The organism is Novosphingobium sp. Leaf2 (assembly GCF_001421325.1).
Lineage (GTDB): Bacteria > Pseudomonadota > Alphaproteobacteria > Sphingomonadales > Sphingomonadaceae > Novosphingobium.
The window spans coordinates 120,881-143,380 of sequence record NZ_LMJY01000001.1 but is presented as its reverse complement, the minus strand read 5'-3'; the positions used below and the strand labels follow the sequence as shown (position 1 = coordinate 143,380).

Annotated in this window: 23 protein-coding genes; 9 read left to right on the top strand and 14 right to left on the bottom strand. The window is 64.6% G+C overall.

Translation table 11 applies throughout. The features are described 5' to 3' along the window. The first annotated feature begins 62 nt into the window (after positions 1 to 62). Together ASE49_RS00760 and ASE49_RS00755 are read left to right on the top strand one after the other, a co-directional pair. Positions 63 to 1,283 carry a DUF445 domain-containing protein gene (locus ASE49_RS00760; protein ID WP_056767529.1) on the top strand — a complete coding sequence of 407 codons (1,221 nt, stop codon included), beginning with the start codon at positions 63 to 65 and terminating at the stop codon, positions 1,281 to 1,283. After that, entirely contained in the window at positions 1,280 to 1,810 is a 531-nt protein-coding gene (locus ASE49_RS00755) for a GNAT family N-acetyltransferase (protein WP_056767526.1), read from the top strand. The genes ASE49_RS00760 and ASE49_RS00755 overlap by 4 nt, the downstream gene beginning before the upstream one ends. Positions 1,811 to 1,813: 3 nt before the next feature. Here the strand turns inward: ASE49_RS00755 and ASE49_RS00750 are convergent, their stop codons facing one another. The 4 genes from ASE49_RS00750 to sucC all read right to left on the bottom strand — a co-directional run bounded on the left by ASE49_RS00750 (position 1,814) and on the right by sucC (position 5,916). Then, complete coding sequence (locus ASE49_RS00750) at positions 1,814 to 2,674, bottom strand: energy transducer TonB (RefSeq protein ID WP_056767524.1); 861 nt, start codon at positions 2,672 to 2,674, stop codon at positions 1,814 to 1,816. Positions 2,675 to 2,784: 110 nt separating this feature from the next. Further along, on the bottom strand, positions 2,785 to 3,714 hold the full coding sequence (locus ASE49_RS00745; protein ID WP_056767519.1) for an electron transfer flavoprotein subunit alpha/FixB family protein: 930 nt from the start codon (positions 3,712 to 3,714) through the stop codon (positions 2,785 to 2,787). A 29-nt stretch (positions 3,715 to 3,743) separates the two neighbouring features. Continuing rightward, a complete protein-coding gene (locus ASE49_RS00740) occupies positions 3,744 to 4,490 on the bottom strand; it encodes an electron transfer flavoprotein subunit beta/FixA family protein (RefSeq protein WP_056767515.1) in 747 nt (248 codons plus the stop codon). Between the two features lie 226 nt (positions 4,491 to 4,716). Further along, the gene (gene sucC / locus ASE49_RS00735) at positions 4,717 to 5,916 is read right to left on the bottom strand and encodes an ADP-forming succinate--CoA ligase subunit beta (protein WP_056767510.1); all 1,200 of its coding nucleotides are present in this window, start codon (positions 5,914 to 5,916) and stop codon (positions 4,717 to 4,719) included. A 167-nt stretch (positions 5,917 to 6,083) separates the two neighbouring features. Here sucC and ASE49_RS00730 point away from each other — a divergent pair, with 167 nt between their 5' ends. Beyond that, positions 6,084 to 6,878 carry a 3'(2'),5'-bisphosphate nucleotidase CysQ gene (locus ASE49_RS00730; protein WP_056767508.1) on the top strand — a complete coding sequence of 265 codons (795 nt, stop codon included), beginning with the start codon at positions 6,084 to 6,086 and terminating at the stop codon, positions 6,876 to 6,878. On the opposite strand, the gene ASE49_RS00725 is transcribed toward ASE49_RS00730, so the two are convergent. Together ASE49_RS00725 and ASE49_RS00720 are read right to left on the bottom strand one after the other, a co-directional pair. Next, entirely contained in the window at positions 6,866 to 8,437 is a 1,572-nt protein-coding gene (locus ASE49_RS00725) for a DUF1570 domain-containing protein (protein WP_235522773.1), read from the bottom strand. The two genes, ASE49_RS00730 and ASE49_RS00725, sit on opposite strands and share 13 nt — an antisense overlap. 78 nt (positions 8,438 to 8,515) lie before the next feature. Next, positions 8,516 to 9,190, bottom strand: coding sequence for an OmpA family protein (locus ASE49_RS00720; protein ID WP_056767504.1), 675 nt, complete (start codon positions 9,188 to 9,190; stop codon positions 8,516 to 8,518). 201 nt (positions 9,191 to 9,391) lie between these two features. Between ASE49_RS00720 and ASE49_RS00715 the strand changes: the two genes are divergently transcribed. After that, positions 9,392 to 10,729: a hemolysin family protein gene (locus ASE49_RS00715; protein WP_056767502.1), complete on the top strand. Its 1,338-nt coding sequence runs from the start codon at positions 9,392 to 9,394 to the stop codon at positions 10,727 to 10,729. A gap of 282 nt (positions 10,730 to 11,011) precedes the next feature. Then, positions 11,012 to 13,192: a TonB-dependent receptor gene (locus ASE49_RS00710; protein ID WP_156370001.1), complete on the top strand. Its 2,181-nt coding sequence runs from the start codon at positions 11,012 to 11,014 to the stop codon at positions 13,190 to 13,192. A 35-nt stretch (positions 13,193 to 13,227) separates the two neighbouring features. Here the strand turns inward: ASE49_RS00710 and ASE49_RS00705 are convergent, their stop codons facing one another. After that, positions 13,228 to 13,734, bottom strand: a complete 507-nt coding sequence (locus tag ASE49_RS00705) for a 3'-5' exonuclease (protein WP_056767495.1) — start codon at positions 13,732 to 13,734, stop codon at positions 13,228 to 13,230. Between the two features lie 20 nt (positions 13,735 to 13,754). Continuing rightward, positions 13,755 to 14,759, bottom strand: coding sequence for an adenosine kinase (locus tag ASE49_RS00700; RefSeq protein ID WP_156369999.1), 1,005 nt, complete (start codon positions 14,757 to 14,759; stop codon positions 13,755 to 13,757). A gap of 141 nt (positions 14,760 to 14,900) precedes the next feature. On the opposite strand from ASE49_RS00700, the gene ASE49_RS00695 reads away from it, so the two are divergent. Continuing rightward, the gene (locus ASE49_RS00695) at positions 14,901 to 15,365 is read left to right on the top strand and encodes a hypothetical protein (RefSeq protein ID WP_056767489.1); all 465 of its coding nucleotides are present in this window, start codon (positions 14,901 to 14,903) and stop codon (positions 15,363 to 15,365) included. Positions 15,366 to 15,376: 11 nt separating this feature from the next. Here ASE49_RS00695 and ASE49_RS00690 read toward each other — a convergent pair whose 3' ends face one another. Together ASE49_RS00690 and pdxH are read right to left on the bottom strand one after the other, a co-directional pair. Continuing rightward, positions 15,377 to 16,294, bottom strand: a complete 918-nt coding sequence (locus ASE49_RS00690; protein WP_056767486.1) for a cation diffusion facilitator family transporter — start codon at positions 16,292 to 16,294, stop codon at positions 15,377 to 15,379. Next, on the bottom strand, positions 16,291 to 16,929 hold the full coding sequence (gene pdxH, locus ASE49_RS00685) for a pyridoxamine 5'-phosphate oxidase (protein ID WP_056767483.1): 639 nt from the start codon (positions 16,927 to 16,929) through the stop codon (positions 16,291 to 16,293). Before pdxH ends, ASE49_RS00690 begins: the two co-directional genes overlap by 4 nt. A gap of 161 nt (positions 16,930 to 17,090) precedes the next feature. Between pdxH and ASE49_RS00680 the strand changes: the two genes are divergently transcribed. The 3 genes from ASE49_RS00680 (at position 17,091) to fabI (ending at position 19,838) form a co-directional block, all read left to right on the top strand. Further along, positions 17,091 to 18,026, top strand: coding sequence for a DnaJ C-terminal domain-containing protein (locus ASE49_RS00680; protein WP_056767480.1), 936 nt, complete (start codon positions 17,091 to 17,093; stop codon positions 18,024 to 18,026). A 118-nt stretch (positions 18,027 to 18,144) separates the two neighbouring features. Beyond that, positions 18,145 to 19,038 (top strand): YihY/virulence factor BrkB family protein, encoded by an 894-nt coding sequence (locus tag ASE49_RS00675; RefSeq protein ID WP_235522772.1) that lies wholly within the window; start codon positions 18,145 to 18,147, stop codon positions 19,036 to 19,038. After that, positions 19,035 to 19,838: an enoyl-ACP reductase FabI gene (gene fabI, locus ASE49_RS00670; protein ID WP_056767477.1), complete on the top strand. Its 804-nt coding sequence runs from the start codon at positions 19,035 to 19,037 to the stop codon at positions 19,836 to 19,838. Before ASE49_RS00675 ends, fabI begins: the two co-directional genes overlap by 4 nt. 39 nt (positions 19,839 to 19,877) lie before the next feature. Here fabI and ASE49_RS00665 read toward each other — a convergent pair whose 3' ends face one another. From ASE49_RS00665 to ASE49_RS00650, 4 genes are all read right to left on the bottom strand, one after another. After that, positions 19,878 to 20,720 (bottom strand): sulfite exporter TauE/SafE family protein, encoded by an 843-nt coding sequence (locus ASE49_RS00665; RefSeq protein WP_056767474.1) that lies wholly within the window; start codon positions 20,718 to 20,720, stop codon positions 19,878 to 19,880. A 96-nt stretch (positions 20,721 to 20,816) separates the two neighbouring features. Further along, the gene (locus tag ASE49_RS00660) at positions 20,817 to 21,383 is read right to left on the bottom strand and encodes a hypothetical protein (RefSeq protein WP_056767471.1); all 567 of its coding nucleotides are present in this window, start codon (positions 21,381 to 21,383) and stop codon (positions 20,817 to 20,819) included. Positions 21,384 to 21,475: 92 nt separating this feature from the next. After that, on the bottom strand, positions 21,476 to 21,997 hold the full coding sequence (locus ASE49_RS00655) for a demethoxyubiquinone hydroxylase family protein (protein WP_056767470.1): 522 nt from the start codon (positions 21,995 to 21,997) through the stop codon (positions 21,476 to 21,478). After that, a complete protein-coding gene (locus ASE49_RS00650) occupies positions 21,994 to 22,482 on the bottom strand; it encodes a disulfide bond formation protein B (RefSeq protein ID WP_056767467.1) in 489 nt (162 codons plus the stop codon). The genes ASE49_RS00655 and ASE49_RS00650 overlap by 4 nt, the downstream gene beginning before the upstream one ends. Positions 22,483 to 22,500 lie beyond the last annotated feature (18 nt).

Below are 22,500 nucleotides of genomic sequence, written 5' to 3'. Positions count from 1 at the left end.
CAGCCGGGCGCAGGGACGCGAATGATGCGCTGACATTGCGAGGGCCGGACCGGGCCCGCCGCATGCGCCTGTTCGCCACCGGACTGCTGCTGGTGATGGCGGTCGCTTTCGTGGTGCTGCGCCGGCTGTCAGGCCTGCATCCCGACTGGAACCCGGCCCTTGGCTATGCCATCGCCTTTGTAGAGGCGGCGATGGTAGGCGGGCTGGCGGACTGGTTCGCGGTGACCGCCCTGTTCCGCCGTCCGCTGGGCCTGCCGATCCCGCACACCGCGATCATCCCGGAGAACAAGGACCGGATCGCCGATTCGATGGCCACGTTTCTGCGCGAAAACTTCCTGACGCCTCAGGTCGTGGCGCGGCGGGTGCACGGTTTTAATTTCGCCGGAGCCGCCGGCACGTTCATGGGCGATCCGGTCCGCAACGATCCGTCGCGCCTTCGCGGCGGTGCGGCCAACCTGATCGCCGACGTGCTGGAATCGCTCGATCCGGAACGGCTGGGCAACCAGGTGCGCGCCGGCCTTGCCCGGCAGCTGGAACGCGTGGAGGTGGCGCCGCTGCTGGGCCAGATGCTGTCCGCCATGATTGCCGACCGGCGGCATCTACCGCTGATCGATTCCGCGATCCGCTGGGCCGGGGAAGCGCTGGAGGCCAACGAGGAACTGGTGCGCGCCATGATCCGCGAACGGGCGAACGGACTGCTGCGCTTCACCGGGCTGGACAGCCGCATCGCCAGTTCGGTGCTGGACGGGCTGTACAAGCTGCTGGCGGAGATGATCGTCGAGCCTGATCATCCGCTCAAGATCAAGCTGGGCCTGATGCTGGAAGACTTCGCCGCCAAGCTGGTGCATGATCCGGAAACGCGCGAACGGGTTGAGACCGCCAAGCGCGAACTCATCGCCAACCCTGCCGTGGGGCAATGGTGGCAGGGCGTGTGGGAGCGGTTGCGCCGTAAGCTGATAGATGCCGCGCGCAGCCCGGACACAGCGCTTTCCGGCCAGCTTACCACGATGTTCGCCGAACTGGGCGGGGCCTTGCGCGATGATCCGCGCCTGCAAAACCAGATCAACCGGTTCGCCCGCCGCACGCTCGTCGGTGTCACGGCGCGTTACGGTGACGAGATCGTGCGGCTGGTGTCCGAAACCGTGAAGCGGTGGGATGCCAGCACGGTCAGCAACCGGATCGAGGGCGCGGTAGGCCGCGATCTGCAATTCATCCGCATCAACGGGACGCTGGTGGGCGGACTGTTCGGCATCTGCATTCACGCGGTGGACCAGTTGCTGTGAGCGAGAGGCCGGTGCTGTCCACCGCACGGTTCGATCTCTGGCGTCCCCGAGCGAGCGACCTTCCCGATCTGGTAGACCTCATGGCTGACGAGGAAACACGCCGGTTCCTTGGGCCCAACCGCGCGGGCGCGCCGGCTGTTTTTGAGCGACTGCAGCGCAACGCTGGATCATGGGCGCTGCATGGCTATGGCACCTTCCATGTCCGCGCGCATGGCAACGACGCAATCATCGCCACATGCGGCGTCTTCCACTCGTGGCGCGGCTTTGGCAAAGGCATGGACGACGTGCCCGAAGCCGGCTGGATCGTGCGACATGACCGCTGCGGGCATGGCATCGCCTGCGAAGTGATGGACGCGGCGCTGGCGTGGTTCAACCACACGCACGGGCCACGCCGGATCGCGTGCATGATCGAACACGGCAACACGGCGTCAGCGCGATTGGCGGCGAGGCTGGGGTTTGTGGCGTACGACGAACACTGCACCGATGAGGACGTGCACATCACGCTGCTGGAGCGCGGCGCATGCTAGGGATCACATGGACCGCCACACGACGGTGTTGGTGTAGTACGACGCGACGGGTTTGCCCTGGCGGTTCAGCGCGGGTTTGAACCGCGCAATTCGCTTGAGCAATCGACATGCTGCCGCATCGAAAACGGGCTTGTTGTAAGAACGCAATACCGTGCAGTCGGTGGGAACCCCATTGCTGTCGACGATCAGCCTGACGTTGATCCGTGCTTGCCCTCCCGTCATACCGACCGTAGTTGCTGCCCCGATCTGTTGGCCCCACGTGTTGACATCGATTGGTTCCAGCCGCCGAGAAAGCATCCGCTGCTCCTCCGGATCAAGGCCCCAGGATTTTACCAGTGCTGCAGTACATTGGCGCATAAGGGCAAACGGCTTCGCCAGCGAACCAGTGCCAAGGGTCAAGCGCTTATTCGACCATTCCAGTGTTATATCGGTCGCCTGCCCTTCGATGAGCGACAGCTGGGCATCGGCCATCTGATACGCCCTGTTGGTCAAGGCCGCAGTCGCGAAAACCGTCGGGATGTTTTTTGCCTCGCCGCGGACCGTGGTGCCCGGTATGAAGGCCAGAGGATATTTCTCATTAGGCAATCGGCCCAAGCGGTAAAATAATTCTGACGCCTTGGCGATGCCGCGCATCTCCTCGCCAATCACGATCAGTTCGAAATCCTGGCTTGGCGCGTTGCGGTTCATCTCCAGCATGAGCGCTGGTGTGCCGGTTCCGAACGCACGGCGCAGCGCGCAGCCCGATGGCGTGGCATCCAGGTTCCACGGCGATGCGGGCGCCAGCACCGTCTCTTTCGGTGCCGCCAACGCTGGCTGGCCGGCAGCCAGAAGCAGAAATAATCCCGTGATTGAGCGGATATACATGCACGCTTTCCCCCAGACCCCGCCGGCAACGTAACAGAGTGCGGGCAACAAAAAACCCCCGGAAGTTTGCCTTCCGAGGGTCTTTGTGATGCTTTGCGCGGCGCGCCGGATCACAGCTTGCTGGCAAGCTCCGGCACGGCGGTGAACAGATCCGCGACCAGGCCGATGTCCGCCACCTGGAAGATCGGTGCGTCCTCGTCCTTGTTGATGGCGATGATGGTCTTGGAGTCCTTCATGCCGGCAAGGTGCTGAATCGCGCCGGAAATACCCACCGCGATATACACCTGTGGGGCGACGATCTTGCCGGTCTGGCCAACCTGATAGTCGTTGGGCACATAGCCTGCATCCACCGCCGCGCGGCTGGCGCCAACCGCCGCGCCCAGCTTGTCTGCCAGCGGCAGGATCGTGGCCTGAAAGGTTTCCGCATCTTTGAGGGCGCGGCCACCCGACACGATGATCTTGGCGCTAGTGAGTTCGGGGCGTTCAGACTTGGCCAGTTCGGCGCCCACGAAGCTGGACAGGCCGGCATCGCCGGTAACCGCAACGTCCTCGACCGTGCCGGAGCCGCCAGTCGCCTCGGCCTTGGCGAACGCGGTGCCGCGCACGGTGATGACCAGCTTGGCATCGCTCGATTCCACCGTGGCGATAGCGTTGCCCGCATAGATCGGCCGGGTGAAGGTCTTCTCGCCTTCGACCGACAGAATGTCGGACAGCTGCATCACGTCCAGCAGCGCTGCAACGCGCGGGGCGAGGTTCTTGCCAGTGGTGGTCGCCGGTGCCAGGAACGCATCGTGCGTACCCATCAGCTGCACCACCAGCGGCGCGACGTTTTCGGCCAGCGCGTGTTCGTACGCCGCATCGTCCGCCAGGTGGACCTTGCCGACACCGGTGATCTGCGCGGCCTCGTCGGCCACGGCGCGGCAGCCCGATCCGGCGACCAGCAGATGCACTTCACCCAGTTTGGCAGCGGCGGTGACGACGGCAAGCGTGGCATCCTTGACGGACGCATTGTCGTGTTCGACCCAGACGAGCGTCTTCATAACTCTATGTCCTTTCGCGGGGTGCGCCTTCAGGCGACGCCCAATTCCTTGAGCTTGGCGACGAGCGCATCGACATCAGCGACCTTGATGCCGGCAGTGCGCACCGGCGGCTCGGACACTTTCAGGGTCTTGAGGCGCGGCGCGATATCGACGCCGTAATCGGCAGCCGTCTTCACATCGAGCTGCTTCTTCTTCGCCTTCATGATGTTGGGCAGCGAGGCATAGCGCGGCTCGTTCAGGCGCAGGTCGGTGGTGACGACAGCGGGGATCGCCAGCTTCACCGTTTCCAGGCCGCCATCGACTTCGCGGGTGACCGCTACGTGATCGCCGTCCACATCCACCTTGCTGGCGAACGTGCCCTGCGGCCGACCGAGCAGCGCGGCGAGCATCTGGCCGGTCTGGTTCGAATCGTCGTCGATCGCCTGCTTGCCCAGGATGACCAGGCCCGGGTTTTCTTCGGCAACGATCGCCTTGAGCAGCTTGGCAACCGCCAGCGGTTCCACTTCGGCGTCGGTCTCGATCAGGATCGCACGATCAGCGCCCATCGCCAGCGCGGTGCGAAGAGTTTCCTGCGCCTTGGTCGGCCCGACCGAAACCGCGACGATTTCTTCCGCCTTGCCAGCTTCCTTAAGACGGATAGCTTCTTCGACGGCGATTTCGTCGAACGGGTTCATGCTCATCTTAACGTTGGCAAGATCGACCCCGGTGCCATCGGCTTTCACGCGTGGCTTCACGTTATAGTCAATCACCCGCTTAACGGGCACGAGGATCTTCATTGTGATATGTCCTCTCAAGGCAGAAACGGCGATTTAACCGCGCAGTTAAAAATAGGCTGGGCGAGCTATCGCGCCCCTTCCCCTTTGCGTCAACCCCTCACCAGCGGTGGCGGGGCGGGAGCGCAATCCATCGCGGGTGTGCTGGCGCAACATGTGCAAACGGCGGGGGTTTGCGCCACCCCCGCCGTCTTTGTGGCGCTCATGCAATCACAGGCACCGCGTGCGATCAGGCGACCTTGGACACCTCGGCCACGATCTTCTTGGCGGCATCGCCCAGATCGTTGGCAGGAACGATGGCGAGACCGGAATTCGCGAGGATGTCCTTGCCCTGCTGGACGTTGGTGCCTTCGAGGCGGACGACGAGCGGAACCTGCAGGTTCACTTCCTTCGCCGCAGCAACGATGCCCTCGGCGATGACGTCACACTTCATGATGCCGCCGAAGATGTTGACGAGGATGCCCTTCACCGCCGGGTCGGACAGGATGAGCTTGAACGCCGCCGTCACCTTTTCCTTGTTGGCGCCGCCGCCCACGTCAAGGAAGTTGGCGGGGAACTTGCCGTTAAGCTTGATGATGTCCATCGTCGCCATGGCAAGGCCAGCACCGTTGACCATGCAGCCGATGTCACCGTCCAGCTTGATGTAGGCCAGGTCATACTTGCTGGCCTCGATCTCGGCGGGATCTTCCTCGGTCTCGTCGCGCAGGGCGAACACGTCGGGGTGACGATACAGCGCGTTCGAATCGAAGCTCATCTTGGTGTCGAGCACCAGCAGCTGGCCGTCCTTGCTTTCAACCAGCGGATTGATTTCCACCATGTCGCAGTCCAGGCCGATGAAGGCGGTGTACAGCTGCTTGGCGATCTTCTGCGCCTGCTTGTTGAGATCGCCGGACAGCTTGAGCGCGAACGCCACAGCGCGCCCGTGGTGGGCTTGGAAGCCTTCGGCGGGGTCGATCGTGATGGTGGCGATCTTTTCCGGGGTGGAGTGGGCGACTTCTTCAATGTCCATGCCGCCTTCGGTCGACACGATCATGGCGACGCGGCCCGACGCGCGATCGACCAGCATCGACAGGTAGTATTCCTTGGCGATGTCAACACCGTCGGTCACGTACAGGCGGTTGACCTGCTTGCCCGCTTCACCGGTCTGGATGGTGACCAGCGTGTTGCCGAGCATTTCCTTGGCGAACGCTTCCACTTCCTCGATCGACTTGGCCAAGCGCACGCCGCCCTTGGCGTCGGCGCCCAGTTCCTTGAACTTGCCCTTGCCGCGACCGCCCGCGTGGATCTGCGCCTTCACGACATACAGGGGTCCCGGCAGTTGCTTGGCGGCGGCAACCGCTTCTTCAACCGTGAGGGCGGCAATGCCGGCAGGAATGCCTACACCGTACTTGGCAAGCAGTTCCTTGCCCTGATATTCGTGAATGTTCATCGCTCAAATCGCTTTCTGCTGGAGTCCCTTGGGAAGGCGCCGTAGCCAAAGTTCGCGTCGTCCGCCTAAGCACATCACGGCAGCCTTGAAAAGGCCCGGTCACTGCGCAAATGCATAGTGACAGGTGAACTTTTTCAGAACGTTTGATAGCGAAACGCAATAGCAATATGATTGACCGGAACAGGCTGGAAACCATCGTACGCAGCGCAGGGCAGATCGCACTGGCGTCTTGGCCGGGTGATGGCCATGATCTGGCGTCGTGGGAAAAGACGCCCGGCAGCCCGGTTTGCACGGCGGACCTGGCGGTCGATTCGTTCCTGAAGCGCGAACTTAGCGCGCTGCTGCCTTCCGCCGGGTGGCTTTCCGAGGAGACGGCGGACACGGCGGAGCGCCAGGACCATGAGCTGGTCTGGCTGGTCGACCCGATCGACGGCACGCGCGATTATATTCGCGGACGGACGGGCTGGGCGATCTCGGTGGCGCTGGTCAATACCGGTCGGCCCCTGCTCGGTTATTTGTACGCGCCGGCGCGCGCGCGTGATCAGGGCGGGGAGTTCTGGTGGGCGGAAGCGGGCAAGGGCGCATGGCTGAACGGGCAGCCGCTGGTCGCGAGCCACCGGGCGCAGCTTGCCGGAGCGCGCGTGCCGGCGCGTAAGCTCGCCGCCGAAGATGCCGACTTGTGCCTTGTCGACCAGCCCAATTCGATCGCGCTGCGCATGGCGATGATCGCCGACGACCGCGCCGACCTGCTCACGACGCTGCGCTGGGGATACGAGTGGGACATTGCTGCCGCCGGGCTGATCGCGCGCGAGGCGGGTGCGGTGGTGACCGACGCCTTCGGCAATCCGCTCAATTACAACAAGCGCGATCCCCGCGCGTTCGGCGTGATGGTGTCTTCCACCGGCATCCACCCCGCCGCCGTGGGGCGCCTGGCGGAGCGTGCGGCGCGCTATTGCGTCTGAGCCGGCGCCGAAGCCGGGGCGGCGGGCGCCGGTTCATCGCTATCGGCGTCGTCCAGGTTTGCCCGCTTGCCGGCCTGGCCCTTGTCCATCCGTTCCAGCAACTGCCGGGCGCGGCCCGCCAATTCGCTGTCATGCGGATTGTACGCCACGGGCGCGAGCGCGATCCGCGCCTCGTCTTGGCGGCCCTGCCGGATGAGCACATGGCCCAGCATCAGGCGCAGCCCCATGTCGAACGGTGCGAGTTGCACGGCGCGGATCAGGCCGTCGACGGCGAGCGACGGGGGTTTGATGCCTTGCTCGGCGAAACTGCGGTAGAAATAGATCAGCGGAATCGGATGATCGTTTTCCATGGCGTTAAGCGCGATGAAGGGCCTGCGCGCCGCCTTGAAAGCCGCCGCCTTGCTGTCCGCGTCCGCCGCGTTTGCTTCGCGAAACAGCGCCAGGCCTTTCTGGACATAGGCGTTCGCTTGCTTGGGATCGCGCGCCAGCGCCGCATCAGCGGCGGCGATGGCTTCCTTGTCATGCCCGCCATCGTATTCTGCCTCGGCCAGCTGCGACAGGACCGCAGGATCGTCCGGGTATTGCGCGGCGACCTTGCGGGTATCGGCCAGAACCTCTGCCGCTTCTTCGGTCGTCGAGATACCGCGCTTGGATCGCAGGCGGGAGGGTATCACCGCTGCTTCGCCCGCTGACACCGCCCGTACCCGAACCGGGCCGACGTGCAACAGCTGGGGCTGCAACTTCAACGCCGACATCTTGGGCCGGGCGAGATAGCGCTCCACGTCTTTTTCCAGCACCGCAAAGTCGCCAAACGCATGGAGGCCGGCGTCGCGCTGGCTCTCGCCCGCCTGCAACAGCTGCACGTAGCGCCTGAGTTGCCCTTTGCGGGCGGGCTCGAACGTAAGGTAATGATACAGCAGCCAGCTTTTGCCGTAAAAGGCATCGTAGGTAGTGTGCGGGCGCGCATCATACTGGGTGGGATCGAGCAGGTCGGCGACTTTGACGTCCTTGGCCAGATACAGCTCGCCGGCGCGATGCTGCGCCGGGCGGCCCAGCCAGATGCTGCCGTCCGGATCGAACCCGCTGGACGCAAAGAATTCCGCCGAGCCCTCGCTCAACCAGCGAGGCATCGCGGCTGCATTGGACGAAATCATGAAGTGATGGGCATATTCGTGCAGCAGCACCAGCATCGACAAGGTTACCGGCCCGTTGCCTGTCTGCACCGCCGGTACCACGGCGATCGAGCCGCCGGCGTGGGGCACGTAGAACCCGCCCAGATACTTGTTGTTGCCGCCATAAACCTGGCGGACCGCGCGATCGTTGCGCACGACATATACGGTGACGCGGTTGGACGGGCTGGGGGCCACAATGTCTACGCCCAGCACACTGGCCATGCCGGCGTGATAGCGTTCAAGCTGCTGCGCGAACCGGGTGATGTCGCGTTCGCTGTCGTTCGCGTAAATCACGAAATGGTCGCTGGACGCCTCCAGCCAGGCGGCACTCGCCAAACCGGGGATCAGGCAGAGCATCAGCGCTGCCGCCGCCATCATCACTCGCATCACGCCGCTCCCGCTTCTGCAGGCAGGGGCGTAAACCCTTTGCCTGCAGGAGCGCAAGCCACGCAGCGTGGCGGCGTTCTAACGCGCGGAGCGCACGTCGTCCGTGGTGACCGGCGTGATCTTGATCTCAACCCGGCGGTTGAGCGCGCGGCCTTCCGGGGTGTTGTTGTCCGCCACCGGATAGTTCTTGCCCATACCCTGGGTCTGGATGCGCGACGAGGATACGCCGCGACCGATAAGGTAACGCGCGACCGAATCGGCGCGCCGCTTGGACAAGTCCATGTTGTAGGCATCCGAGCCGGTGGAATCGGTATGGCCGTACACGTCGACCAGACTGTTGGGATATTCGACCATCGAGTTGGCGACTTTATCCAGCGCCGCCTGGAAGGAAGGGGTGATGACGGTGGAATCGACCGCGAACGTCACGTCGGGCAGGTTCACCAGGATGCCGTTGCCCTCCTGCGTCACGTCGATGCCCGAGCCTGCGGTCTGCTCCTTCAGCTCCTTGATCTGCTTGTCCATCTGATAGCCCACGACGCCGCCGGCCACGCCGCCGATGCCGGCGCCCAGAATGCGCGCGGTGCGCCCGCCGATGACGCTACCCAACAGATAGCCCAGTCCTGCCCCGCCCGCGCCGCCGATCGCGGTGCGCGAAACCTTGCGCTCACCGGTGTTGGGATCGGTAACGCACGCGGAAACCGTGACCAGAGCGAAAACGGCTGCCGCCGAAGTAAGCCAACGCGAAGTCTTCATACTAAATGTCCCGTCCTGTTTACGCCCGTTCAGGCGCATGCCCTTCGCGTGCATCACGTAACATGAACCGCAAATTGACTATTCAGCGCACAACCAATCGCGCGCTCATGTGTTCCTGCCAGCGGCGGACGGGGAACAACGGTTGCAGCGCAACACGAGTCCTTCGCGTCGGCCCTGTTCTCTGCTAGCGGTTGAAGCACTGTGACACCTTTTCCCTGGACCGACGTCCTCATCATCGCCGGCCTGATCCTGCTCAACGGCCTGTTCTCCATGTCCGAACTGGCGATCGTGTCCGCGCGCGCCAATCGTCTGCGCGGCGCAGCGGACAAGGGCAGCCGGGCGGCACAAACCGTGCTGGACCTGGCGAGCGACCCTGGCCGCTTCCTCTCCACCGTGCAGATCGGCATCACCCTGATCGGCATCATCGCCGGCGCGTATTCCGGCTCAAGCCTGGGCCAGCCTGTGGGTGATCGGCTGGCGCTGCTGGGCGTGCCCACCCGCTTTGCCGGCGAACTGGGATTTACGCTGGTGATCATCGGCACGACGTATGCCAGCGTTGTGGTGGGCGAACTGGTGCCCAAGCAGTTGGCGCTGCGCATGGCAGAGCCGGTGGCGCTGGTGATGGCCCGGCCGATGAGCCTGCTGGCCACCGCGATGGGGCCGTTCGTGTGGCTGCTCGACCGGTCGTCGGCGCTGATCCTGCGGTTGTTTTCGATACGGCGCGGGGACAGCGAGCAGCTGACGGCCGAAGAACTGCACATGATCTTCGCCGAGGCCACGCGTTCCGGCGTGATCGAGGAAGAAGAGCGCGCGATGATGACCGGCGTCATGCGCCTGGCCGAGCGCCCGATCCGCGAACTGATGACCCCGCGCAACCAGATCGACTGGGTCGGCCTCGATGCGGACGAAGCGCAGCTGCGCGCCACGATCGACGCATCGCCACACTCGCTGCTGCCCGTGGTGGACGGCGAAGGCACGCCGGACAACGTGGTGGGCATTCTCAAGGTGAAAGAGGTCCTCGCCTGCATGGTCGCCGGCCGCCCGGTCGATGTGCGCGCGATGATGCGCAAGGCCGAAGTCATCCCCGACCAGCTGGACGCCATGGACGCGCTGCGCAAGCTGCAGACCGCCGAGGTCGCCATGGCTGTGGTGCACGACGAATATGGCCATCTCGAAGGGCTGGTTACGCCGTCGGACGTGCTGTCCGCGCTGGCCGGCACGTTCATTGCGCACCTTGACGAAGGCGATGCGCCGATGATCGTCGTGCGCGAAGACGGCTCGCTGCTGGTGTCGGGCGCGATGCCGATGGACGCGCTGGCGGACCGGCTGGAAATGACGCTGGCCGACGACCGCGATTTCGCGACCGTGGCGGGCTACATCATGGCTGTGCTGCGCAAGGTCCCCCACGAAGGCGAACATTTCGCCGAGCAAGGCTGGCGCTTCGAGGTGGTGGATATGGACGGGCTCAAGATCGACAAGATCCTGGTGAGCAAGGAAGTGATCGAAGAGGCTGACGACGGCGTTACCGGCGACGGATAGCCAGCAGGTCGCCCCGGCTATGCCCGATTAGCCAGCCGGCAGTCGCTTGCCACGCGCAGCGTCTTATCGCGGGGGGGGGTGCCTTGCGGCGGCTTAGCCAATGCAGGCTGGCGCCTGTCACACAACATTACAAATAATTTACATTCGGTTTGCCGTTTGACGTAATGATACATCGTATCATACATATGCGGCGGCAAGGGCGCCAACCGCAGAGTACAAGGCTGCTGCACCCCATCTCCCTCGCCAGATGCAACATTTCGACGTCTTCCCGAGGAAACCATCATGCGTGTTTTTCCGCTGTGGGCCTGTGCGCTCCCCGCTCTCGCGTTTACATCACAGACCGCGTTTGCGCAGGATGCCACCGCGCAAGCCGAACCCGGCAGCGTCCAGCCTGCCGCACCCGCGGCTGACGCGTCCCCATCGACCATCGTCGTCACCGCGAAAAGGCTGGACGATGCGCGCGCTTCAATCCAGCCATCGCTCGGCGCGACCAGCTACACGATCACCAATGCCACCATCCAGGCGCTGCCGGGCGGTGATAATCAGCAGTTCAACCAAATCGTCCTGCAGCTTCCCGGTGTCGTGCAGGATGGCTTCGGCCAGTTCCATGTCCGCGACGATCACAACAACCTGCAGTATCGCATAAACGGCACGATCCTGCCCGAAGGCCTGGCGGTTTTCGGCCAGACCCTGTCCCCGCGCCTGATCAACAGTTTCAACCTGCTTACCGGCGCGCTACCGGCACAATACGGGCTGCGCACCGCCGGTATAATCGACGTCACCACCAAGTCCGGTTTCGACAACGCCGGCGCGGTTTCGCTGTACGGCGGCAGCCACGGCATGATCGAGCCAAGCGTGCAGTATGGCGGCTCCACCGGATCGACCAACTACTTCGTTTCAGCGGACTATCGCTACGACAAGCTCGGCATCGAAAGTGTCGATGGCACATCCACCCCGATTCATGACGGCACCAAGCAACTCCAGCTGTTCGCCTATGTCGATCACATCCTCGACGATGAAAACCGGGTGTCCTTTGTCGGCGGCTACGCAAACCAGCTTTTCCAGATTCCGGATCCCAGCGGCCTTCAGGCAGCAGACACCAATCCGGGCTGGAACGTGAATGGGCAAACCGATTATCTGTCCAACAATCTCAACGAGAGGCAGCTTGAGCGGACCGGCTTCGGCCAGATCGCATTCCTGCATGACAGCGGGCCGCTTACCATCCAGACATCGCTGTTCGCGCGCTATTCCCTGCTGCGGTACACGCCCGACACGCTTGGCGAACTGCTGTTCAACGGGCAGGCCCAGAATGCCACCAAGAAAGACGTGACTGCGGGCGCACAGATTGACGGCGCCTATCGCCTGTCATCGGCCCACACACTGCGTTTCGGCGCCTTGTTCGAGCATGACCACGGCAGCAGCCAAACCGCGACAGCAGTGTTCCCCGGCAGCTATGACGACACCGGCAATTTCATCCAGACCGGACAGCCGATCACCATCGTCGACAACGGCGCGAAAACCGAGACCACCGAAAGCGTCTACCTGCAGGACGAATGGAAGCTGCTGCCCACCCTCACCTTCAACTTCGGAGCGCGCTTCGATCATTATGACGGCTATCGATCCGAGCAGCAACTCAGCCCGCGCGCGAACCTCGTGTGGCAGCCGACGCCCGGCACCACGATCCACGCCGGCTACGCCCGGTACTTCTCACCCGCCCCGTTCGAAAACGTCGCCACTACCACGATTTCCAAGTTTGCCGGGACCAGTGCCGCCCCCCCCTCCGGCGCGCTGGACACCACACCGTTTGCGGAACGGCAGAACTATTTCGACGTCGGCTTCCAGCACGCCTTCGGCACCTCGGGCGTCACTTTCGGGCTGGACGGCTATTACCGCCGCAGCCATCAGCTGATCGACGAAGGGCAGTTCGGCGCGCCGATCATCCTGACCCCCTTCAACTACCGAAGGGGCCGGATCCACGGCATCGAAGGCAACGTCAGCTACACCAAGGGGCCGTGGCTGGCTTACGCGAACTTCGCCTATGCCAAGGCCCAGGGCAAGGACATCACATCAAGCCAGTTCGATTTCGACCCGGCTGACCTTGCCTATATCCAGACCCATTACATCTATCTGGACCACGACCAGACCTACACCGGGTCAGGCGGCATCTCCTATGCGTTCAAGCAGGGGCCGCTTGCCGGGCTCCAGCTGGGCGGATCGATGATTTACGGTTCAGGCCTGCGCGCCGATGGCGCGGTGCCGAACGGCGTGGCGCTTAAGGACTATGCCCAGTTCAACCTGTCATCCAGCTACAAGATCGCCGGCCCGGGCATCCAGGTGCGTTTCGACATCATCAACGTCGGCAACCTGAAATACGAAATCCGCGACGGCACCGGCGTTGGCGTGGGCGCGCCCCAGTACGGTCCGCGGCGCGGTTTCTTCGTCGGGATATCGAAGGACATCTGACCAGGCCTGACGTGATCGGGCTGGCTCTCAATCAGTCAGCCCGATACCCCGTCTTCCAGCAGCCTGACCACCAGCGCCAGGCGCTTGGCATCCTCGCGCGCGAGATGTTCCTTGGGCAGCAGGCGCTTGGCTTCCTCCAGCGCGGCGACCACTTGCGGGCGGGTATAGCCGCGCTCCACCAGCAGCTCGCCCAGGTAGCGCACCGGGAAGGGCAGCCGCGCGCCGGCTCCGGTGCACAGCACTTCGAGCCAGTATTCGTCCACGTCCGCATCGGCGTAAACGTCAGCATCGCGCACGAAGTCGGCCAGTTCGGCGACTACTTGGGCGGGTGGCAGGCCATCGGCCTCCAGCATCGCCGGGGTGATGCCGTGCAGGGCCTGCGCTTGCGGCGACCAGTCCCACCCGCGCCACAGCGCCACCGGGCGGATCAGCCAGGACCGGCTGGACCCGTCGGTGCGCGCCGCGGCAACCTCGATCGGATAGGAACGCCCGTATTCGGGCAGGCAACTCGCTTCGAAATCGATCAGCGCGGGGCAGGTCAAACCGCTTCCCTTCCGGCGTGTCAGGCCATGCGTTGCGCCACAAATGCGGCAAGATCGCATTCTGGCCTGGCGCCGTAATGCGAGATGATCTCGCTGGCACAGATGGCCCCCATTCGCAGTGCATCGTCAAGGCTCTTGCCGCGCACGTGGCCATAAAGGAAGCCGGCGGCGAACAAGTCCCCCGCGCCGGTGGTGTCCACCACTTTGTCGACCGGCTGCGCCGCCACTTCGGCTCGTTTGTCGCCGGACAGCGCTACCGCCCCGTCCGCGCCGCGCGTTACCACCAGCACCGGCACTTTGGGGCGCAGCGCCGCGAGCCCAGCCTCGAAATCTGCCTCACTCGTTAACGCGGCCAATTCCGGCTCGTTGCAGAACAATACGTCGATCTCGCCGCCCTCGATCAGCGACAGGAAATCGGCACGGTGGCGCTCGATCACGAAGCATTCCGACGGGGTGAAGGCGATCTTGCGGCCGGCTGCGCGCGCGGCGGCGATCGCCTTGCGCATCGCGGCGCGCGGCTCTTCGGGGTCCCACAGATAGCCTTCGAGATACAGCACCGCCGCATCGGCGATCATCGCATCGTCCAGCGCTTCGGCGGGAAGGTAGTGCGAAGCGCCCAGGAATGTGTTCATCGTGCGCTGCCCGTCCGGCGTCACGAAGATCAGGCACCGCGCTGTCGGCGGATCACCAGCCCGCGCGGCCACGTCGAACGCGATTCCGGCGGCGCGGATGTCATGGGTGAACACCTCGCCCAGCTGATCGTCGGCCACCTGGCCCACGAAACCGCATTTTGCACCCAAAGCCGCAAGGCCGGCCAGCGTATTGGCGGCCGAACCGCCGGAGATTTCACGCGCCGGGCCCATCGCGGCATACAGATCGCGCGCCTGGTCCGCATCGATCAGCATCATGCCGCCGCGTGACAGGCCAAGATCGTCGATCAGCGCATCGGGGCAATTGGCGATAACGTCGATGATGGCATTGCCGATGGCAATCACGTCCAGCCGGGGCGGCGTGGGCTGCGTCATGGGGGGATACATCCTTCAGATCGTGGTGGGCCAGGGGAAACGCCCCGGCCGGTATCAGGCGCGCCTAGCGCGCGTCCCGCCGCTCGGCAAGCACCGGGGCGTTGACACGAAGCGGTGCGCAGGCGATGCCGCGCGGCGACCATGACCACCATCCTGCCGACACCGCCCGCCCGATTGCGTCCCGCCTGGCGCGGCATGATCGCCGCCGTTGCCCTTGCCGTAACCCTCAGCGCCTGCGCCAGCACAGGCGGCGTGACCGGCAGCCCTGCCCCGCAACGGCGGATCAAGGGCGTGCCGGTGGTGCGTCAGCCCGCCCGCACTCCGCAGCGCGACGCGCAAGTGCAGATGGTCCCCGGCCTGGAAAACGTGATCGGCGCGGATCGCGGCCAGCTGGTGGGCCTGTTAGGTCAACCACGGCTCGACGTGTGGGAAGGCGATGCCCGCAAGCTGCAGTTCACCGGCACCGCCTGCGTCCTGGATATCTACCTGTATCCCAGCGCGACATCGAAGGAGCCCCGCGCCACGTATGTGGAAAGCCGCCGATCGTCGGATGGCCGCGATGTAGACCGCGCGGCGTGCGTGGCCGCACTGCGCAGCACGCGCTAGGCGGGCCAGGTTCAGGTCGCGGCGGGAAGCAGGTCCTGCCCGGCGCTTCCTGCCTCACCCACATGCCCGGCGGGGTCGGGATGGATGAGGATTTCCACGTCGGGAAATTCCGCCTGCAGGCGCAGTTCGATTTCGTCCATCACCCGGTGCGCTTCGCGCACCGTCATGTCCGGGTCCACCCACACGTGGAACTGCACGAAATCGCGCATCCCCGAAGTGCGAGTGCGCAGATCGTGGACGTTGGTGATGTCCGGATGGCGGGCCAGCACCGCCAGAAAGCGCTGCTTCTTTTCGACCGGCCATTCGTGATCCATCAACTGGTCCAGCACATCCTTCGATGCGCCCCATGCGCTCCACCCCAGCCAGCCGGCGATGGCGAGACCGAACACCGGGTCGGCGCCGGTCAGCCCGGCGTACTGGTCCAGCGCCAGCGCGGCGATCACCGCCAGGTTGAGCAGCAGGTCCGACTGATAATGGACGTTGTCGGTGGTGATCGCCAGGCTACCGGTGCGGCGGATCACGTGCCGCTGCCAGGCAAGCAGCGCGAAAGTGACCACGATGGCCACGATCGAAACGCCAATCCCCTCCCCTGCCGCAGCCACCCGGCCACCGGCGAAGAACTGCTCCACCGCGCGCGCCGCGATGCCCAGCGCCGAAATGGAGATTAGTACGATCTGGAACAGCGCAGCGATCGCCTCCGCCTTGCCGTGGCCGAAGCGGTGCTTGTCATCAGGCGGAGAGGCGGCGATCCACACGCCCACCAGCGTGGCCACGCTGGCCACAAGATCCAGCACGGTATCAGCCAGGCTGCCGAGCATCGCGGTGGAGCCGGTGGCCCACGCCGCATAGCCTTTCACCCCCAGCAGCAGCGTGGCCGCTGAGATGCTGGCGATCGCGGCGCTGCGATTGAGGCGTCCGCTTTCGCTCATGGATACAGCAGCGTGCTCGCCCACCCATCCGCACTGTGCTGGAACAGGCGGCGTTCGTGCAGCCGATACGGTCGGTCGTGCCAGAATTCCATCGCCTGGGCGCGCACTCGCCACCCGCCCCAGTGCGGCGGGCGCACGACCTCCTGGTCAGCGAAGCGGGCGCGCTCAGCTTCGTAGCGATCGAGGAACACGCCGCGCGAATCGAGCGGCGCGGATTGGTCGGACGCGACCGCGCCCAGCTGCGAATCGCGGGCACGCGAATGGAAATACGCGTCCGCCTCCGCCGCGCTGACCGGCGACAACGCGCCTTCGATGCGGATCTGGCGGCGCAGGCTTTTCCAGTGGAACAGCAGCGCCACGTTGGGATTGGCCGCGATCTCCCGCCCCTTGCGGCTGTGGCCGTTGGTGTAGAACACGAAGCCTTCGGGGCCGTAGTCTTTCAACAGCACCATGCGGACCGAGGGAAAACCATCCGGCGTGGCGGTGGCCAGCGCCATGGCGTTGGCGTCGTTAGGCTCGCTGGCGCGCGCGTCCGCATACCACTGTGCGAACAGCGCCAAGGGATCACCGTGGGGTATCACCTCGCGCACCTGATCGGCGTCGAGGGCGGACGTGGGGGTATCAGCAGCGGTCATCGCGGGCACTCACGGTAAGGTTTACGGTGCCGCAACTCACGCAGCGCACACCGGTTGCGCCGCGTTTCGGCAATGCCCCATGCAATTACGGAACGCGCCGCGCATCCGCAAGCCACAGGAACGCTTGTCCAAACTGGCTGCGCAACCTAGCTAGAGCCATCATGGCAGCAGATCCTTACACCACACTGGGCGTTCCGCGCGGCGCAAGCGAAAAGGACATCAAGTCCGCATATCGCAAACTGGCGAAGGAACTCCATCCCGACACCAACAAGGACAACCCCGCAGCCGCCGCGCGCTTCAACGACGTGACGCGCGCCTACGACCTACTTTCGGACAAGGCCAAGCGCGCCCAGTTCGACCGTGGCGAGATCGACGCGGAGGGCAATCCGGCCAACCCTTTCGGGGGCGGCTTCGGCGGCGGTGGGTTCGGTGGCGGGCCGGGGGGCCAGCGCGGCTTTTCCGGCGGCTTTGGCCAGGATGACGGGATCGACATCGAAGACATTTTCGGCGGCATCTTCGGCGGTGGCCGTGGCGGCATGGGCGGTGGCGGCATGGGTGGCCGCGCCCGCGCCGCGCCGCGCGGAGCCAGCGTGAACTACCGGCTGGCCGTTCCGTTGACCGACGCGGCCGAACTCAAAACCCAGCGCATCACCTTGTCCGATGGCAAGACGATCGACCTCAAGTTGCCCGCCGGCGTCGAGGACGGTACCCAGATGCGTCTGGCCGGCAAGGGCGAGCAGGGTCCGGGAGGCCCGGGCGATGCCACCGTGACGATCCAGATCCAGCCCCACGCCTTCTTCCGCCGTGATGGCGACGACTTGCGGCTGGACCTGCCGATCACCCTGGACGAGGCGCTGGCCGGCACCAAGGTCAAGGCGCCGACCAGCGCCGGGGCGGTGATGCTCTCTGTCCCCCCCGGATCCAGCTCCGGCAAAGTGCTGCGCCTGAAGGGACGCGGCATGACCCGCAAGGATGGCAGCCGGGGCGACCAGTTCATCACCTTGCAGATCGTCCTGCCCGAAAATGACGCGGACCTTCTCCAGCGCCTGGAAGGCTGGCACGACGGGCGCGACGTGCGCGGCAAACTTGGCGTCTGAGCTGTCGGTCCCGGTCGCCGGACCGCAGGTTGCGGGTGGAGAAGATGCGCCAGAGGAATCGCACAAGCACGGGGGTCTGCGCCGCCGGATAAAGCGCAAGGCCGGACCTGGAACCCGGGTGTTCCGGGTGGTGATGCGGGTGATCGCGGGCACCTGGCAGGATGGCTTCATCCATGCCGGTAACCTGGCGTATATGACGCTGCTGGCGCTGTTTCCGTTCTTCATCGCGCTGTCCGCCATCTTCGCGGCCTTGGGTGAACAGGCGCAGATGGGCGCTTCCATCGATGCCGTGCTGCAGGCCCTGCCCCACCGCGTGGCCGAAGTGCTGCGCCCGGTCGCCCACGATGTCGCGGCTGCCCGGCATGGCTGGCTGCTGTGGGTAGGCGGCTTTTTCGGGGTGTGGACCGCCGGCAGCCTGGTCGAAACCATCCGCGACATCCTGCACCGCGCCTATGATGTGAAAAAGCGCCCCCGCTTCTGGCGATCGCGCTTGATTTCCAGCGGCCTGATCTTCGGCTCGGTGCTGCTGCTGCTAATCTCGCTATCTTCGCAAGTGCTGATCTCGTCGATGGAATCGATCCTGACGGCGCTGTTTCCCGAACTGGACACCCTGTCAGAACAAGTGGCCATTTCAGGGCTGGTGAGCGCACTGGCGCTGTTCGGATCGATCTATCTGCTGTTCTATCTGCTCACGCCGTCGGAATGCCCCACCCCCTGCCCCAAATGGCCTGGCGCGGCGCTGGTCACCGCCTGGTGGCTGCTGGTGGCGTATCTGCTGCCCAAGGTGTTGCAGACTTTCTTCACCTACGATCTGACGTACGGAAGCCTCGCCGGGGTAATGATCGCGCTTTTCTTTTTCTGGCTTGTGGGACTAGGGATGGTCATAGGCGCGGAACTCAACGCCGCGCTGACGCTGGCTCCAGAGGCGGATAATCCGTCCGGGGCTGCGGGCAGGGTATCGTCGGGGTCTGCGGGGCCTGACGATGAAGATGATACAGGAAGAAACGAATGACCGGTCTGATGCACGGTAAGAGGGGCCTGATTATGGGCCTGGCCAATGACAAGTCGCTGGCCTGGGGCATAGCCAGGAAGCTGCGCGAACACGGAGCGGAGCTTGCCTTCTCCTACCAGGGCGAGGCTTTGGCCAAGCGCGTGCGCCCGCTGGCGGAAAGCCTGGGATCGGACTTCGTGTTTGAATGCGACGTGTCGGACATGAACGCCGTGGATGCCGCGTTCGCCAAAGTCGCCGAAAGGTGGGATACCATCGATTTCGTGGTCCACGCGATCGGCTTTTCCGACAAGAACGAGCTGCGCGGCAAGTACGTCGATACCAGCCTCGACAACTTCCTGATGACAATGAACATCTCCGCCTATTCGCTGGTGGCAGTCACCAAGCGGGCGATGGCGATGATGCCCAACGGCGGCTCGATCCTGACGCTGACATATTACGGCGCCGAAAAGGTTGTGCCACATTACAACGTGATGGGCGTGGCCAAGGCGGCGCTGGAAGCCTCGGTCAAGTATCTCGCCAACGATCTGGGGCCGCAGGGCATCCGCGTGAACGCGATCTCCGCCGGCCCGATCAAGACGCTGGCCGCCAGCGGCATCGGCGATTTCCGCTACATTCTCAAATGGAACGAGCTGAACGCACCGCTGCGCCGCAACGTCACGATCGAGGATGTGGGCGGATCAGCGCTATATTTCCTGTCAGACCTGGCGTCCGGCGTTACCGGCGAGACTCACCATGTCGATTGCGGCTATCACGTCGTGGGTATGAAGCAGGAAGACGCGCCGGACATCGCGTTGGCCTGAGACTGGTAGGCGGCGGGGCAGAGGTATTCTGCCCCCCGCTCAGGGCCGTGTGTGGTGTTGCCCGACGGCAACGACTTTGGCCTTTTCCGGCATGTTCGCCTTCACGAACAGTTGCCACGACGAGATCGCCAGTACCGTTGCCAGCAGCGGCTGCAGCACCCGGTCAGGCGCGTGCGACGATAGATAGCTGCCCAGGATCACGCCGGGGATCGAGCCGATCAGCAGGTTGGTGAGCAATACGCCGTTCACATCGCCCATGATCCAGTGCCCGGTGCCCGCGATCAGGGCGAGCGGCACGGCGTGGGCGATGTCCGATCCGACGATGCGCGCCACCGGCAGGCGGGGGTACAGCACCAGCAGAACGGTTACCCCGATCGCGCCCGCACCGACAGACGAGATGGACACGGCAACCCCGATCAGCGCGCCCAGCAGCACCGTACTGCCCAGCACCAAGCTCGGCGGGCGCGCCGCCTCCCATTGCTGCGCCTTGCCGAACAGCCATTTGCGAGCGAACACCGCGATCGACGTCAGGGCCAGCAGGGTGGCGAGCGACACCAGGATCACATGTTCGGTCGATTTGCCGACCTCACCGATCCAGCCCAGCGCCGCCAGTGTCAACAGCGCGGCCGGGACGCTGCCCATCGCCATACGCCGCACGATCTTCCATTCCACCGTTTCGCGTGAACCATGCACCACCGACCCGGCAATCTTGGTGATCGCGGCGAACAGCAGGTCCGTGCCCACGGCCGTCTTGGCGCTGACGCCGAACAGCAGCACCAGCAGCGGCGTCATCAGCGATCCACCGCCTACGCCGGTCAGCCCCACCAGCACCCCGACCAGCAAGCCGGCCACGGCATGGAAGACGTCGATCGAACCGGTCATCACTACGTCGAACCCCTCATGCGATTGTTGTGTGCAGTGCGCTTGAAGCGCGGATCAACACAAGCACATTAGGGTTTCAGGACAGGAAGCATGCCTTCACTTGGGCGTGGGCAGGGGGGTGGTGGACGCGGCACTGGCATCCTTGGTGTCTTGCTCCGCCTGCTGGCGCTTCTGCTGCTCGAAGTAGGCCTTCTCCGCCTCTTCTACCCGCGCCTGCTCTTCTGCCGCAGTGGCATCAATGGTTGACAGACGCTTTTCGCGCTCCGCCTGGATCAGCTCGGCAAACTTGACGTCGGTGCCGTTCGCCCGCTCGGCATAGGCCTTGTCGATCATCTGCTGGACGCAGCCCGTTGATCCGCCGGGACCTACCGGCGAGCAGCTCAAGTTGCCGAACCGGCCCACGGTTTCATACGCCTGCACCTTGTTGGCCCAGGCTTCCGACTGCGGCTGGTCCAGCCCGCGCAAAGGCTCCGGGATCCGATAGCGTTCCTCTTCCGGCTTGCGCGCGCACACCGTAATCTCGTTGCCGGTGGATTGCGGGCAGGGATCCTTGCCGTAGACGATCAGTTGGTTGACCTTTTCACCGCTCTCGTCCTGCGCATGGGCCGGCACGGCGGCGAAGGAGACTGCAGCGAACGCGGCGGCGGTCATAAGGCGGATCATGTCAAAGGCTCCAATCGGTCATACGGCGGGCGCCGCGATGGTACAGGCGCGAGCCGGTGTTGGCGGTACCTGCAACCAACAACCGCATATCCTCAGATCCGTTCCGAGAGTTTTATGGCCGCGCGGCACCCCATGCGGATCGCCTGGAAGAGGAAGGGATAGGCGGGCGCCTTTTCCGCCCCCGCCGCCAGCGCCGCATCGCGATGTTCGCGCTCGTCATCGCGAAACTCGCGGATGGTGTCGCCCAGTTCGGGATCGTCGGCGCCCAGTTCATCCAGCTGCTGTGTGTAATGGCGTTCGATCTCAGTTTCGATCGCAGCGGTGCAGGCCATCGCCGCTTCCGGTCCGATCAGCGCCGTGGCCGCCCCCAGCGCATAGCCCGCAATCGACCATACCGGCTGCAGCAGGGTGGGCCGCACGCCGCGCCGCGCGATCATCGCGTCGAAGCGGGCGCGGTGCCCGGCTTCCTGCACAGCCATCGCCGCGATTTCCGTAGCGTGGGAGCCGCGCGTGCCCATTACCGCAAGCTGGCCGGCGTAAATCCGGGTCGCGCCGTACTCCCCCGCCTGATCCACCCGCAACATGCGTTCGCTGCGCTTGTCGGCTTCGGTCATCGCACAAAACTCCGCCTTGCGGCCAGCAGCCCGAAAACGGTTAGGGCGCCCGCGGTTGAGAACAGAAAGTTCCACCCGGCCAGAGAGATCCCGAACAGGCTCCACGGCGCCACGTCGCAGCGGATGATCGGCGCGTTCATGATCGCGGCCAGAGGATCGCCGCCCGCCGCCATCGGGCTGGCGGTGCAGGCAGTGAAGCCCTGCCACCATCCGTATTCGACCCCGGCATGAAAGCCGCCGATCAGCCCGGATGTCAGGATCGCCAGCGCTGCCACCGCAACCAGCGGTGCCACTGGTCGCCAGAAAAAGGCCAGTCCCGCCAGCACGATCGCCAGCATGTGCGGATACCGCTGCCACCAGCACATTTCACACGGTTGCAGCCCGAAGACATACTGGCTCACCAGCGCGCCGCCAAGCAGGCCCACCGGCAAAGCCAGCGCCAGCACACGGGCGGCACGAACCGGCGGGGTTACGGAAACGGTCATACGATGCCCTTGCCCCTC

Bases quoted from the DNA above. Each gene is read 5' to 3' on its own strand.
- ASE49_RS00730 (WP_056767508.1), top strand. From the start codon at position 6,084: ATGATTGACCGGAACAGGCTGGAAACCATCGTACGCAGCGCAGGGCAG.
- fabI (WP_056767477.1), top strand. From the start codon at position 19,035: ATGACCGGTCTGATGCACGGTAAGAGGGGCCTGATTATGGGCCTGGCC.
- ASE49_RS00725 (WP_235522773.1), bottom strand. From the start codon at position 8,437: ATGCGAGTGATGATGGCGGCGGCAGCGCTGATGCTCTGCCTGATCCCC.
- pdxH (WP_056767483.1), bottom strand. From the start codon at position 16,929: ATGACCGCTGCTGATACCCCCACGTCCGCCCTCGACGCCGATCAGGTG.
- ASE49_RS00720 (WP_056767504.1), bottom strand. From the start codon at position 9,190: ATGAAGACTTCGCGTTGGCTTACTTCGGCGGCAGCCGTTTTCGCTCTG.
- ASE49_RS00660 (WP_056767471.1), bottom strand. From the start codon at position 21,383: ATGATCCGCCTTATGACCGCCGCCGCGTTCGCTGCAGTCTCCTTCGCC.
- ASE49_RS00710 (WP_156370001.1), top strand. From the start codon at position 11,012: ATGCGTGTTTTTCCGCTGTGGGCCTGTGCGCTCCCCGCTCTCGCGTTT.
- sucC (WP_056767510.1), bottom strand. From the start codon at position 5,916: ATGAACATTCACGAATATCAGGGCAAGGAACTGCTTGCCAAGTACGGT.
- ASE49_RS00700 (WP_156369999.1), bottom strand. From the start codon at position 14,759: ATGACGCAGCCCACGCCGCCCCGGCTGGACGTGATTGCCATCGGCAAT.
- ASE49_RS00760 (WP_056767529.1), top strand. From the start codon at position 63: ATGCGCCTGTTCGCCACCGGACTGCTGCTGGTGATGGCGGTCGCTTTC.
- ASE49_RS00750 (WP_056767524.1), bottom strand. From the start codon at position 2,674: ATGTATATCCGCTCAATCACGGGATTATTTCTGCTTCTGGCTGCCGGC.
- ASE49_RS00740 (WP_056767515.1), bottom strand. From the start codon at position 4,490: ATGAAGATCCTCGTGCCCGTTAAGCGGGTGATTGACTATAACGTGAAG.
- ASE49_RS00695 (WP_056767489.1), top strand. From the start codon at position 14,901: ATGACCACCATCCTGCCGACACCGCCCGCCCGATTGCGTCCCGCCTGG.
- ASE49_RS00665 (WP_056767474.1), bottom strand. From the start codon at position 20,720: ATGACCGGTTCGATCGACGTCTTCCATGCCGTGGCCGGCTTGCTGGTC.
- ASE49_RS00745 (WP_056767519.1), bottom strand. From the start codon at position 3,714: ATGAAGACGCTCGTCTGGGTCGAACACGACAATGCGTCCGTCAAGGAT.
- ASE49_RS00680 (WP_056767480.1), top strand. From the start codon at position 17,091: ATGGCAGCAGATCCTTACACCACACTGGGCGTTCCGCGCGGCGCAAGC.
- ASE49_RS00655 (WP_056767470.1), bottom strand. From the start codon at position 21,997: ATGACCGAAGCCGACAAGCGCAGCGAACGCATGTTGCGGGTGGATCAG.
- ASE49_RS00650 (WP_056767467.1), bottom strand. From the start codon at position 22,482: ATGACCGTTTCCGTAACCCCGCCGGTTCGTGCCGCCCGTGTGCTGGCG.
- ASE49_RS00690 (WP_056767486.1), bottom strand. From the start codon at position 16,294: ATGAGCGAAAGCGGACGCCTCAATCGCAGCGCCGCGATCGCCAGCATC.